8 protein-coding genes and 1 pseudogene are annotated in these 12,526 nt (G+C 74.6%); 4 read left to right on the forward strand and 5 right to left on the reverse strand.

The features are described 5' to 3' along the window. Positions 1-35: 35 nt before the first annotated feature. On the reverse strand, positions 36-1,145 hold the full coding sequence (locus tag ABZ914_RS34690) for an NAD(P)H-dependent flavin oxidoreductase (protein WP_208268209.1): 1,110 nt from the start codon (positions 1,143-1,145) through the stop codon (positions 36-38). A gap of 186 nt (positions 1,146-1,331) precedes the next feature. Continuing rightward, a complete protein-coding gene (pgfA, locus tag ABZ914_RS34695; RefSeq protein ID WP_500198446.1) occupies positions 1,332-2,552 on the reverse strand; it encodes a cell envelope lipid trafficking protein PgfA in 1,221 nt (406 codons plus the stop codon). Between the two features lie 259 nt (positions 2,553-2,811). Here pgfA and ABZ914_RS34700 point away from each other — a divergent pair, with 259 nt between their 5' ends. The 3 genes and pseudogenes from ABZ914_RS34700 (at position 2,812) to ABZ914_RS34710 (ending at position 5,250) form a co-directional block, all read left to right on the forward strand. Then, positions 2,812-3,594 (forward strand): class I SAM-dependent methyltransferase, encoded by a 783-nt coding sequence (locus ABZ914_RS34700; protein ID WP_190865873.1) that lies wholly within the window; start codon positions 2,812-2,814, stop codon positions 3,592-3,594. Then, positions 3,591-4,739, forward strand: a pseudogene (locus ABZ914_RS34705) (acyltransferase family protein); the annotation flags it as partial. The gene ABZ914_RS34700 and the pseudogene ABZ914_RS34705, both read left to right, overlap by 4 nt. 88 nt (positions 4,740-4,827) lie before the next feature. Continuing rightward, positions 4,828-5,250: a PfkB family carbohydrate kinase gene (locus ABZ914_RS34710; protein WP_500198453.1), complete on the forward strand. Its 423-nt coding sequence runs from the start codon at positions 4,828-4,830 to the stop codon at positions 5,248-5,250. Positions 5,251-5,262: 12 nt separating this feature from the next. Here the strand turns inward: ABZ914_RS34710 and ABZ914_RS34715 are convergent, their stop codons facing one another. Further along, positions 5,263-5,691, reverse strand: coding sequence for a PH domain-containing protein (locus tag ABZ914_RS34715; protein WP_500198448.1), 429 nt, complete (start codon positions 5,689-5,691; stop codon positions 5,263-5,265). An 86-nt stretch (positions 5,692-5,777) separates the two neighbouring features. On the opposite strand from ABZ914_RS34715, the gene ABZ914_RS34720 reads away from it, so the two are divergent. Continuing rightward, positions 5,778-6,722 carry a Ppx/GppA family phosphatase gene (locus ABZ914_RS34720; protein ID WP_500198449.1) on the forward strand — a complete coding sequence of 315 codons (945 nt, stop codon included), beginning with the start codon at positions 5,778-5,780 and terminating at the stop codon, positions 6,720-6,722. 49 nt (positions 6,723-6,771) lie between these two features. Here ABZ914_RS34720 and ABZ914_RS34725 read toward each other — a convergent pair whose 3' ends face one another. Beyond that, positions 6,772-8,928 carry a protein kinase domain-containing protein gene (locus ABZ914_RS34725; protein ID WP_500198451.1) on the reverse strand — a complete coding sequence of 719 codons (2,157 nt, stop codon included), beginning with the start codon at positions 8,926-8,928 and terminating at the stop codon, positions 6,772-6,774. 123 nt (positions 8,929-9,051) lie between these two features. Then, a complete protein-coding gene (locus tag ABZ914_RS34730) occupies positions 9,052-12,360 on the reverse strand; it encodes an error-prone DNA polymerase (protein WP_500198452.1) in 3,309 nt (1,102 codons plus the stop codon). Between the last annotated feature and the right edge of the window lie 166 nt (positions 12,361-12,526).

Here is a 12,526-nt window from a genome sequence, read left to right on the forward strand (position 1 = left end):
GTTGCGCCCCGGCCGCCGTCCCTGCCCTTGCGGGGTCAGCCTTCGGTGATCGCGTTGAGCCGCTCGATCGACTCGACGTACTCCTCGATCAGGTCGTAGACGACCTGCGCGGCGGGCTTCACCTGGTTCATGGAGCCGACGATCTGGCCGACCGGGAAGGTGACCAGCTCGCCGTCGCCGGACCGGGCGATGCGCGGCAGCGCGTCGGCGATCAGCATGAACTGCATGGGCATCGGCAGGTAGCCCGGGGACTTCTCGCTCTCCCACGCCTCGGTCCACGCGGTCTTGAGGAACCGGGCGGGCTTGCCGGTCCAGGCGCGGGACCGGACGGTGTCGCGGGAGGTGGCCGCGAGCAGCTTCGGCAGCGCCCGCTCGGGGGTGTCGGCCTCGTCCACGGTCAGCCAGATGGAGCCCGTCCAGACGCCGTCGGCGCCGAGCGCGAGGCCGGCGGCCATCTGCCGGCCCCGGCCGATGCCGCCCGCCGCGAGGACGATCGTGTCCTCGCCGACCGCGTCCACGACCTCGGGGATCAGCACCATCGTGGACACGTCGCCGGTGTGGCCGCCGGCCTCGGTGCCCTGCGCGATGATGATGTCCACGCCGGCCTCGACCTGCTTGCGGGCGTGCCGCGCGTTGGAGGCCAGGCCGCCGACCTTGACGCCGTGCTGGTGGGCCAGCTCGGCGACGTCCGCCGGGGGCGGGCCGAGGGCGCTCGCCAGCAGCGCGATCGGGTGCTTGAGCGCGATCTCGACCTGCGGCCGGGCCGTCTGGTCGGTCCAGCCGAGCAGCACCTTGCTCGCGCTCTCGGTGGACGGCTCGACGCCGTGCTCCTGGAGCAGGTCCTCCAGGAACTTGCGGTGCTCGGCCGGGATCATGCCCTGGAGCTTGCCGACCAGTTCCTCGGCGTCGCCGAGGTCGGCGCCCTCGTACTTGGCGGGCATCACCACGTCCACGCCGTACGGCTTGCCGCCGACGTGCTCGTCGATCCACTTGAGCTCGAGTTCGAGCTCCTCGGGGGTGAAGTACAGGGCGCCGAGGACGCCCATGCCGCCGGCGCGGCTCACCGCCGCGACGACATCGCGGCAGTGACTGAACGCAAAGATCGGGTACTCGATGCCGAATTGTTCGGTGACTCGTGTCCGCACAGCCTCGACCCTAGGCGGCTCCCCGCAAAACTGCAACAGGTTCTAGTTGAGGAAATCATCGAGGCACGCAGAACAGCCCGGCCAGGGCGTCCGGCCGGCTCTAGAACACGTATCAGCGTGAGTCGGGACACACGAAGGCCCCGCGGCCCGGAGGGGCCGGCGGGGCCTGGTGGACGGGGAGCGGGCTCAGCGGCGCCGCGACGGCAGCCGGCGCTGGCGGCCGTCGGACGGCACCCGCCGCCCCTGCGGCCTGCCGGCGCCCTTGTCGCCCTGGGCGCCCGGTGCGTCCGGAGCGGCGGCACGGGCCGCGAACGAACCGGGCGGAGCGGCCGCCGATGCCGGCGCGGCCACAGCGGGAGCCGCTGCGGCGCCGGGTGCGCCCGGGGCACCGGGGGCACCGGGGGGCTTGGGCGGGCCCGCGTCGCCGAACTTGCCGTCGGGACGGCGGGGCGCCTCGATCTTCGGCGGCGTCCGGTCGCGCATCAGCCCGAGGAGGCCGCCGGCCAGCAGCAGCACCAGGCCGACGAACACCGCGCCCGCCGGGATGTAGCTGCGCACCAGGTCGATCTGCAGCGCGGTCTTGTCCGCCATCGAGACGAGGCCCCGCTGGTCCTTGTCGAGCGTGATCAGGTCGGCCTGGGCGACGATCATCTTGCCCTTGCCGTCCGGGGTCTGCACCCAGCTGCGGATGTTCTCCCGCTGCTTGACCGGGATGCCGGTGCGCGGGTCGACCCACATCGTGTTGTAGGCCTCGGTGTAGCGGTCGGCCTTCTGGTTGCCCTTGTCGGCCGGCAGCCCCAGCATGCTCGCCGGCATCTTGGTGTCGAGCGCGGCCGTCTTGGTCAGCGGGATGTGCTGGGTGAACCGGTAGGTCGCGAGGCCGTGCACCCGCTCGACCCCGCCGTACTGCATCGGCGCCTGCTGCTTGGTGGTCATGTCGAAGAACGGGTAGTCGCGCTTCTGCACGTTCCCGATCGGGAACAGCAGCCCGTACCCCGACATGCGGACGGTGCTGTCGCCCTCGACGTTGGCGCCGCAGCAGTTGACGAGGACGCCCGTCCGCCGGTCGAACGCGATCCGGAACTTCTGGATCTGCACCGGGGTGTCGGGCTTGGCCTGGTCGTAGATGTCGGTGGTGGAGTCCCAGACGGCGATCTTGTTGTTGCCGCCGTTGGCCCGTACGTCGCCGCGGATGGTGTTGTTGGCGCGCAGCGTGACGCCGTTCTTCAGCTTCAGGTCGGACTGGTCGAAGTAGGTGCTGTTCGGCGACTCCAGCCGGGTGACCTGGTAGCGGTTCAGGGGCGCCTGCACCACCTGGTCGGCCACGTAGAACCGGACCATGGGCGCGAGCGCGAGAAAGAAGGCGCCCAGGCCGATCAGGATCAGGCCGACCACCGGTCGCCGCATGAACACCTCCGGGACTGCGGTCCGTTCCCCGGGCCGTGAGGCCGGATTCCGGCGTGCGCGGTCAGGCTACAGGACTTGCCAAACCGCCCGTCCAATAGCACCGGCCACTCAACGTGCAAATCCGAAGAATCTTCCCATATTGGCCATGGGCCGGGGGCGCGGTCGGCGCATCCCCGGGGCCGGGCCGGCGACCGCTCCCGGCGACCGTGTACCGGCCGGTAAGCTCCGCCTGTACTCCCCGTGATCCGTGAGGTTGCCCATGGACTGGCCGGCAGCTGCCTCGGCGCCCGAGCAGGACGGTCGCGCCGCGCCGGGCCACCGCGCCACGCTCGGCCGGTGCCTCCGGCTCTTCAGCGCGTTCCGCCGCGAGGGCACCGACCCGGAGTACTTCTACGGGCTGATGGCGCAGGACACCGTCGCGCAGCTCGGCACGTACACCCGCCTGGACGGCGCCACCGTCATCGACGTCGGGACCGGACTCGGCCAATTCGCGCGCGCGCTCGAAAAGGCCGGGGCACGATGCACCGGCATCGACCACGACATCAAGGAGCTGACCGCGCTCGGGCCTCCGGCGCCGAACACGCTCGTCGCCAGCGCGCTGGCCCTGCCGTACCGGACGGGCTCGGCCGACGTGTGCTTCTCGTCCAACGTCCTGGAGCACGTGCCCGACCCGTGGCGGATGGCCGGGGAGATGGTCCGCGTGACGCGTCCCGGCGGGCTGGTGTTCCTGTCGTTCACCAACTGGCTGTCCCCGTGGGGCGGCCACGAGACGTCGCCCTGGCACTACCTCGGCGGCGACCGGGCCGCCCGCCGCTACGAGCGCCGCACGGGACGGCCGCCGAGGAACCGGTACGGCACGAGCCTGCACCCGGTGTCGGTGTCGGCGGCGCTCGCCTGGGCGCGGGGCAACCGCGACGTCGAGGTCGTGGCCGCGGTGCCCCGCTACCTGCCGCGCTGGGCGTCGGTGATCGTCCGCGTCCCGGCCCTGCGGGAGGTCGCGACCTGGAACCTGCTGCTCGTGCTGCGGAAGACCGGCCCGTGAGGCCCGCGCCGCTGCAGGCCGGGCCGGCCCCGCCGCCGATCGCCGGGCACCAGGACGCGCTGGACGGCGTCCGGGCGCTCGCCGCGCTGGCCGTCCTCGCGTTCCACGTGGCGAGCGCGTCCGGGGCGATGACCCGGCAGGGCGGCTCCGGCTGGCTGTTCAACGGCGGCCAGGTCGGCGTGCCGATCTTCTTCACGCTCTCCGGCCTGCTGCTCTACCGCCCGTGGGCGGCGGCGGCGCTGGACGGCCGGGCCGCGCCGCGCACCGGCGAGTACCTGCTCAAGCGCGTCCTGCGGATCATGCCCGCGTACTGGGCGCTGATCGTCGTCTTCATGGCCACGTCCGCGCGCGGGCACCTCGGCGACCCGCTGACCTGGGGCTCGCTGCTGACGCTGACGCAGACGTACCTGCCGGACCCGTGGTGGGGCGGCGGCCTCGGCCCGGCCCGCATCGGGCAGACGTGGAGCCTGGTGGTCGAGGCCGCCTGGTACGCGCTGCTGCCGCTGACCGCGCCGCTGCTGACCTGGTACGCCAGGCGCGTCCCGACGCGCGACCCGGGCGTGCGGGCGAAGCGGCTGCTGCGCGCGATCGGCGTGTACGGGGCGCTCTCCTTCGTGTACGTGGTCTTCATGTTCGTGCCGGACCGTCACACGCAGATGGGCCTGTGGCTGCCGCACTTCTTCGTGTGGTTCGCGATCGGCATGGCGATGGCCGTGGTGACGGTGTGGGCGCGGCTGGACCAGCGGCGCCCGGTCGCGGCGATGTGCCGGGCCGTCGCCGACTCGTGGGGCGCCTGCTGGGCGGCGGCGGCGATGCTGTACGTGGTGGCCGCGACGCCCGCGACCGGCCCGTACACCCTGCAGACGCCGGACGCGCTGTGGACGTCCGTCCTGCACCTGGTGGTGTTCGGGCTCGTCGCGGTCGCCCTGGTCGCGCCGATCGCGTTCGCGCCGGCCGGGCATCCGGTGATCGAGGGGGTGCTCGGCAACCGGGTGATGCGCTTCCTCGGCCGGATCTCCTACGGCGTCTTCCTCTGGCAGATGATCATTCTTCTGGCCTGGTACGACGCGGCGGACCGGATGTACCGGGGGCACGTCCTGACGGATCTGCCCCTGCTGGCGGCGGCGTCCATCGCAGCGGCGACGGCGAGCTACTACCTGGTGGAGAAGCCGGTGATGGCGCTGCTGCGCCGGCGCCGCCCGCGCGGCGGCCGCGGCGGGCGCCCGCGTCGTGGTGAACCTGTCGCCCACCGCGCCCGTCCCCGCCGAGGTCCTCGCGCTCTGCGACCCGCTCGTGGTGAACGAGCACGAGGCCGCCTGGCTGCTCGGCGGCCCCGGCACGGCGGACGGCACGGACCCGGAGCGGATGGCGGCGGCGCTGCTGCGCTCGGGCCCCCGCTCGGCCGTCATCACCCTCGGCGCGGACGGCGTCGTCGTCGCCGACGCCGAGGGCACGGCGCCGATCCCGTCGCCGAAGGTGGAGGCCGTCGACACCACGGGGGCGGGCGACGCGTTCACCGCCGCGCTCTGCCTGCGCCTCGCGCGCGGCGACTCCCTGCGCGACGCCGCCCGCTACGCCACCCGCGTCGGCGCCGCCGCGGTCCGCAGGCCCGGCGCGCAGACCTCCTACCCCACCCCCGACGAGCTGCCCGCCTGACCTCCGGGCGGGTCAGCGGGTGGTGCGGGCCCGGAGGCGGTAGAGGTCGTCGGCGACGTCGTGCACGTCGGCGCCGAGGTCGAAGGCGCTGAACAGGTGCAGGTCGTCGGCGGTCTCGATCTCCAGCATCCGGGTGTGCAGCAGCAGCCGGCGGCGCTCGTCCACCCGGATCGCGGTCACCGCCTCCCACGGGACGCGGCGGTGGCCCGCGTACCCGGTGACGACCGTCATGCCGTCGCGGTCGGCGGCCACCCGGACGGGCGCCAGCAGGTCCCGCAGCGCGACGGCCGCGAGGCCCAGCGCCGCGACGCCCGCCAGCAGCAGCCGCTCCGAGTCGCCGCCGCTGAACGCGGCCACCGCCGCGACCGCCGCGGCCGCCGCGCACTTGGCCGCGACGACCTTGGGCGGCACCCGCCAGCGCCGCGACTCCTGCCCGCCCATGCGCCCACCGTAGTGGCAAGGGTGTTCCGTCCGGTGAAGGCCGGTCTGGCGTCCCCGCCGCGCGGGTGTCCGATACCGTCGGGGACATGCGACTCGGCGTGCTTGACGTGGGCTCGAACACGGTGCACCTCCTGGTGGTGGACGCCCACCGGGGAGCCCGCCCGCTGCCCGCGTTCTCCCACAAGGCGGAACTGCGCCTCGCCGCGCACCTGGAGGACGGCGACCGGCTGTCGGAGCGGGGCGAGCGCCTGCTCCGCGAGTTCGTCGACGAGGCCCTGCAGGTCGCCGAGGACAAGGGCGTCGAGGACCTGGTCGCGTTCGCGACCTCCGCCATCCGCGACGCCGCCAACGGCGAGGAGATCCTCGACCGCATCCGGGCGGAGAAGCGGATCGGCATCGACGTGCTGTCCGGCGAGGACGAGGCGCGGCTGACCTTCCTGGCCGTCCGCCGCTGGTTCGGCTGGTCGTCCGGGCGGCTGCTGGTGGTCGACATCGGCGGCGGCTCCCTGGAGATCGCGTCCGGCATCGACGAGGAGCCGGACGCGGCGTTCTCGCTGCCGCTCGGCGCGGGCCGCCTCACCCGCGACTGGTTCACCGCCGACCCGCCGCCCGCCGACGAGGTCCGCGCGCTGCGCCGGCACGTCCGCGCGGAGATCGCCCGGCACGTCGGGGAGGTGTCCCGGTACGGGCCCGCCGACCACGCGGTGGCCACGTCCAAGACGTTCCGGCAGCTCGCCCGGATCGCGGGCGCGGCGCCCTCGGGCGATGGACCGTACCAGCGGCGCGTCCTCCAGGACACCGACCTCACCGACTGGACCGAGAAGCTCGCGCAGCTGACGTCCGCCGAGCGCGCGGAGCTGCCGGGGGTGTCGGAGTCGCGGGCGCCGCAGCTGCTCGCGGGCGCGATCGTCGCCGACGCGGCGATGGACCTGTTCGAGCTGAAGGAGCTGGAGATCTGCCCCTGGGCGCTGCGCGAGGGCGTCATCCTGCGGCGCATCGACCACGCGTCGCCGCTGGCGTCGGACCGCTAGACCGCCGCTGTACCGCCGTTCCGGCGCCGTGCGTGCGGGCCGCGGGCCGTCATGACCAGCTCGGGTGGCCGAGGACCTGGCCCGCCGGGGTGATGACGCGGTCGCCGGTGCCGTCGGCGCGGACGGCGTGGATCTCCGGCGTGCCGACCGGGCCGCTGACGTAGCAGAGCCAGCGTCCGTTGCGGGACCAGCCGGGGTCCATGGCGTGGGCGCCGCCCGTGGTGAGCGGGTGCGGGTTCGAGCCGTCGGCGTTCATCAGCCAGATGTCGCTCGTCGCGGAGGGCCCGTGCGTGTAGGCGATCTTGGAGGAGTCCGGCGACCACTCCGGGTCGACCGCGCGGACGCCGTCCCTGGTCAGCCGCGTCCAGGGCCGCGACGGGTGGTCGGGGTCGAGGGTGTAGATCTGCTCGGCGCCGTCCTTCCTGCTCCAGAAGACGATCTGCCCCTTGGACGACCACATCGGGTCGTCCTTGGCCGAGTCGTCGCCGGTGAGCCGGGTGACCGTGCGGGTGTCGAGGGCGATCGCGTAGATCTGGTGGGTCCCGGTGGTGTCGCCGACGCCGGCGCCGCCCATGTAGGCGAGGCGCTTGCCGTCGGGCGACCAGGTCACGCGCCCGCCCGCGATGTCGGTGACCTTCCGCTGGTCCGTCCCGTCGGCGTTCATGACCCATGCGGAGTTCGTCCCGCCGCTGTTGCGGCTGAACGCGATGCGCGTGCCGTCCGGTGAGCGTTCGGGGAGGGTGTCGCAGGCCGGCCCCTGGACGAGCGTCTTCGGCGCGGCGGAGCCGGGCGTGTAGGTGCCGATGTCGGCGTGGCAGTCCTTCGGCCAGCCGGGCCGGGTGTCGATCCGCACCAGCATGGGCTCTGAGGGGAATCCCGTGGCGGGGGCGGCGCTGCTGCCGCTCTTGCCGTGGTCGCCGTCGGGGCGGGTGAGGAAGTAGGCGCCCCCGGCCGCGACCAGGGCGGCCACCAGGACGGCGCCCGCCGCCGCGATCACCGGCCCGCGGCGGTCGCGCCGTCCGTGCGGCACCGTCACGGGCGGCGGGCCGATCTCGGGGGAGGCGTACGCCTCGTGGGAGGGCGTGGTCCGGGCGTGCGGGATCTGCTGCCGGCGCTCGCTCTCGGGCGCCGGAGCGGTCTGGGCGAGCTCGTTCGCGGGCGCCGTCGCCGGGTGCGGCACCGGCCCGCCGCTCCCGCCGCTCCCGCCGCTCCCGGACGGATGGGGTACCGGCGCCGCGCCGCCGCCGGGCGGAGGCGGCATGGGGGCCGCGCCGCCGGGGTCGCGGGACGTGACGTCCGGCCGGGGGACCGGCGGGGTCGTCCATGACGCGCCGAGCGTGTGCGACACGTCGGCCTCGCCGGCGCCGCCGACCAGGTCGAGCAGCAGGTCCCGGGCGCTCGGCCGCTGGTCGGGGTCCTTGCGCAGCGCGGCCCGCACGAGCCCGGACAGCGGCTCCGGGACCGGTCCGAGCTCCGGTTCGGCGTGCACCGCGCGCGCCGCCATGAGCTCGAAGGAGCCCTGCCCGAACGGGTTGCGGCCGGTCGCGGCGAACGCGACCAGGCAGCCCCAGGCGAACACGTCCACCGCCGTGGTGATCCGCTGCGCGGTGATCTGCTCCGGCGCGAACCAGCCGGGGGTGCCGACGACCTGCCCGGTCCGGGTGTGCGAGGACGCGGCGTCCAGCGCCCGCGCGATGCCGAAGTCGATCACGCGCGGGCCGGAGATGGACAGCAGCACGTTGCTCGGCTTGAGGTCGCGGTGCACCAGGCCCGCGCTGTGGATCGCGACCAGCGCGGCGGCCACGCCGACCGCGACGCCGTGCAGCATCCCGGGCGACAGCGGCCCGGTGGCGGTGACGTGGTCGAGCAGCGAGGGGCCCTCGATGTACTCGGTGGCCATGTAGGCGAGGCCGAGGTCGTCGCCGTGCTCCAGCACCTGCGCGGTGCAGAACGACGCGACCCGCTGGGCGTGCGCGGCCTCGTCGTGGAAGCGGGCGAGGAACATCCGGTCGCCGGCGAGGTCGGGGCGGACGACCTTGACCGCGACGGCGCGCCCGCCGGGGTCGCGGCCGAGGTACACCGCGCCCATGCCGCCCTCGCCGATCCGGGCCTCGATCCGGTACCGCCCGACCCGCGTCGGATCGTCCGGCCCGAGCTCCTGCGGCGCGGGTGCGGTGGGCCGTGGCTGTGAGCGTGGGCTCTCCATCGGCGATCTGCCTTTCGCCGGAGCCGCGCCTTGGCGGCCGCCTCCACGGCGGCACGCGACCCTCTCCGTGACAACGATGACACATGTGGGACGCGCCCGGCAGGGCCCGCGTTCGGCCCGCGATCAGTGGAAGTTGCGGGCGCGGACCCGGCCGGGGACGGGGAGGCGGCGCAGCCGGGTGGCGCGGACGTTGGTGACGCCGTCGGCGCGTTCGAGGCGCCCGCCGACCAGCAGCGCCTGCGAGTCGACGGCCAGGCCGCGGTGCCGCTGGAACACCTGCGGCGGGCAGACGACGTTGATGATGCCGGTCTCGTCCTCCAGCGTCATGAACACGATGCCGCCGGCGGTCGGCGGGCGCTGCCGGTGGGTGACCAGGCCCGCGACGACGACGTTGGTGTCCGACGGCGTCGCGGCGAGGCGTTCGGACGACAGGGCGCCGAGCTCGTCGAGCGCGTCCCGGACGTGCGCGACGGGGTGGGTGTGGGAGACGCCGGTCGCCCACAGGTCGGCGAGGGTCTCCTCGATCGGTGTCATCGGCGGCAGCGCGGGGGCCGCCGCGCCGGGCGTGACGCCTTCGAGCTGCCCGGGGCCGGTGCCGGCGAGGGCGCCCGCCGCCCACAGCGCCTCGCGCCGCGTCATGCCGAGGCAGCCGAACGCCCCGGCGGTCGCGAGCGCCTCCAGCGCCGCCGCCGACACGGGGACGCGCCGGGCCAGGTCCTCCATGCTCGTGTAGGGGCGTCCGGCCGCGATCAGCTCGGCGGTGTCCTCGCCGAGGTTGCGGATGCCGGCGAGGCCGACGCGGATCGCGGGCTGCGGCGCGGCGGGCGCGTGCGGATGGTCCGACGCCACCTCGACGGGCTCCTCCAGCGTCGGATGCACGTCGCTGGCGTTGATGTCCACGCCCCGGACGACGACGCCGTGCCGCCGCGCGTCCGCCAGCAGCGACTGCGGGCTGTAGAACCCCATCGGCTGGTTGCGGACGAGCGCCGCCGTGAACGCGGCGGGGAAGTGCCGCTTCAGCCAGGCGCTCGCGTACACCAGGTGCGCGAAGCTCTGCGCGTGCGACTCGGGGAACCCGAACCCGGTGAACCCGAGGATCTTCTCGTAGACGTCCTCGGCGATGCCGGCGGGGATGCCGCGCTCGGCCATCCCGTTGAGCAGCCGCTCGCGGAGCCGTTCGACGCGCTCGGGCGCGCGCTTGGCGCCCATCGCCTGCCGCAGCTGGTCGGCCTCGTTCGGGGTGAACCCGGCGCAGTCCACGGCGAGCTGCATCATCTGCTCCTGGAACAGCGGGACGCCGAGCGTGCGCCGCAGCGCCGGCTCCATCAGCGGGTGCGGGCACGTCGCGGGTTCGAGGCCCTTGCGGCGCCGCAGGTACGGGTGGACGGACCCGCCCTGGATCGGGCCGGGGCGGATCAGCGCGACCTCCACCACCAGGTCGTAGAACTCGCGCGGCCGCAGCCGGGGCAGCGTCGCCATCTGCGCGCGCGACTCGACCTGGAACACCCCGACGGTGTCGGCGTCGCACAGCATCTCGTACACCTCGGGGTCCTCCGGCGGGATCGACTGGAGGTCGTGCCGCTGCCCGTGGTGCTCGGCGACGAGGTCGAAGCAGTCGTGCAGGGCCGCGAGCATGCCGAGGCCGAGCAGATCGAACTTCACCAGGCCGGCGGCGGCGCAGTCGTCCTTGTCCCACTGCAGGACGCTGCGGTTCGGCATCGTCGCCCACTCGATCGGGCAGACCTCGCCGACGGGGCGGTCCGCGATGACCATGCCGCCGGAGTGGATGCCGAGGTGCCGGGGCAGCGTCAGCATCCGCCCGGCCAGCTCCATGACGGGCGCCGGGATGTCGGTCTCCGACCCGACCGGGTCGCGGGGGTCGATGCCCTTGGACCACGCGTCCTGCTGGCCCGGGGAGAACCCGAGCGCGCGCGCCGCGTCCCGGACCGCCATGCGCGGCCGATAGCTGATGACGTTCGCGACCTGCGCCGTGCACTCCCGCCCGTACTTGCGGTAGACGTACTGGATGGCCTCCTCGCGGCGCCTGTGCTCGATGTCCAGGTCGATGTCGGGCGGGCCGTCGCGGCCGGGGGACAGGAACCGCTCGAACAGCAGCCCGTGCCGGACGGCGTCGACGCCGGTGATGCCGAGCGCGTAGCAGACCGCCGAGTTCGCCGCCGACCCGCGCCCCTGGCACAGGATGCCTTCTCGGCGGCAGAACTCCACGATGTCGTGGACGATCAGGAAGTAGCCGGGGAAGTCGAGCTGCTCGATGACGTCCAGCTCCTTGGCGATCTGCGCGTACGCGCCGGAGACCCGCTCGCGCTCCGGCGGCCCGTACCGCTTCAGCGCGCCCTCCTTCACCAGGTGCCGCAGCCAGGTCGCCTCGGTGTGGCCGTCCGGGACGGGCCAGTCGGGCAGCCGGGGCGCGACCACGTCGAACCCGAACCGGCACTCGCGGCCGAGCTCCGCCGTCCGGTCGAGGACGCCGGGGAAGCGCGCCAGCCGCGCCGCCATCTCCACACCGCTGCGCAGGTGCGCGGTGCCGCTCGCGGGCAGCCAGCCGACCATGTCGTCCATGCTGCGGCGCGCGCGCACCGCCGCCATCGCCTGCGCCAGCCGCGCGTCGCCGCCCGGCGCGGCGAAGTGCACGTTGTTGGACGCGACGACGCCCGCCCCGACCCGCGCGGCCAGCGCGAACAGCGCGTCGTTGCGCTCGTCGTCGTCCGGGTGGCCGTGGTCGACCAGCTCCACGAACACGTTGTCGCGGCCGAACATGTCGGTCATCCGGCGCAGCTCCCGCTCGGCAGCGTCCGGGCCGCCGGACTCCAGCGCCGCCGGGACCGGTCCCTTGCGGCAGCCGGTCAGCACCGCCCACTGCCCGCCGTGCGCCCCGGCGAGCGCGTCCAGGTCGTACACCGGACGGCCCTTGCGCCCGCCCGCGAGCTGCGCCCCGGTGATCGCCGAGCAGAGCCGCCCGTAGCCCTCCGGGCCCCGCGCCAGGACGAGCAGGTGCCGCCCCGCCGGGTCGGGCTCGCCGGTCTGCGGACCCGGCAGCCCGAGGCTCAGCTCCGCGCCGAACACCGTGCCGATGCCCGACTCGTGCGCCGCCTGCGCGAACTGGACCGCCCCGTACATCCCGTCGTGGTCGGTGACCGCCATCGTCTCGACGCCGAGCCGCGCCGCCTCCGCGACCAGCGCGTCCGGCGAGCTGGCGCCGTCGAGGAAGCTGAACGACGAGTGGACGTGCAGCTCCGCCCACGGCACGCCGCCCTCCACGCGCCGCGGCGCCTCCCGCGGCTCCTGCCGCGGTTCCGGCGGCGCCTCGTCCCGCGTCTCGTCCCGCGCCTCGTCCGGCGGCCGCTCCTCGGACCGCCACGACAGCCGCTCCTCGAACTCCCGCCACGGGATCGCCGGATTACGCCACCCCACGGCGCACCCCCGAGCCGGCGGAAGGGGGACCGCTAGTCATAGGCCGCCTCCACGTGCCAGCGGCGGCCTTCGACGGCCAGGAGGTACGCGGCGCCGTCCTCGGTGACGACCTGGAAGCGGGCGCGGCGCCGCGCGTGCGCCGGGTCCCACCAGCGCTCGTCCGCGG

This window comes from Spirillospora sp. NPDC046719 (assembly GCF_040645715.1).
Lineage (GTDB): Bacteria > Actinomycetota > Actinomycetes > Streptosporangiales > Streptosporangiaceae > Spirillospora.

What these genes read in the sequence shown, in the direction of transcription:
- pgfA (WP_500198446.1), bottom strand. Translation starts at nt 2,552, where the DNA reads ATGCGGCGACCGGTGGTCGGCCTGATCCTGATCGGCCTGGGCGCCTTC.
- ABZ914_RS34700 (WP_190865873.1), top strand. Translation starts at nt 2,812, where the DNA reads ATGGACTGGCCGGCAGCTGCCTCGGCGCCCGAGCAGGACGGTCGCGCC.
- ABZ914_RS34715 (WP_500198448.1), bottom strand. Translation starts at nt 5,691, where the DNA reads ATGGGCGGGCAGGAGTCGCGGCGCTGGCGGGTGCCGCCCAAGGTCGTC.
- ABZ914_RS34720 (WP_500198449.1), top strand. Translation starts at nt 5,778, where the DNA reads ATGCGACTCGGCGTGCTTGACGTGGGCTCGAACACGGTGCACCTCCTG.
- ABZ914_RS34725 (WP_500198451.1), bottom strand. Translation starts at nt 8,928, where the DNA reads ATGGAGAGCCCACGCTCACAGCCACGGCCCACCGCACCCGCGCCGCAG.